Source organism: Mesorhizobium sp. M8A.F.Ca.ET.181.01.1.1 (genome assembly GCF_004792025.1).
Classification (GTDB): Bacteria; Pseudomonadota; Alphaproteobacteria; order Rhizobiales; family Rhizobiaceae; genus Mesorhizobium.
Window position 1 is genome coordinate 1 of sequence record NZ_SRTV01000312.1, and the last position, 286, is coordinate 286.

Sequence of the window (286 nt, forward strand, 5' to 3'; positions counted from 1 at the left end):
CAGGGCCATCGGCATCCACCGGGACGGCGGCTTCGCCGACTATGTCGTGATGCCGCAAAGCCAGGCCTTCCTGCTGCCTGCCGGCCTCAAGCCGACGCACGGCGCCTTCTGCGAGCCGCTGGCATGCTGCCTGCATGGCGTCGATCTTGCCGGCATCAAACCGGGCGCGTCGGTGGTGGTGCTGGGCGGCGGCGTCATCAGGGTCACCACCGCTTACTACCTCGCCGAGGCCGGCCATCAAGTGACGGTGATCGCCCGCCAGAAGGGTCCGGCGCTGGAACCCAGC

1 protein-coding gene is annotated in these 286 nt (G+C 69.2%); it reads left to right on the forward strand.

The features are described from left to right. Positions 1-286: FAD-dependent oxidoreductase (locus tag EN824_RS35570; protein ID WP_281041419.1), on the forward strand; the 286-nt coding region annotated here is incomplete at both ends.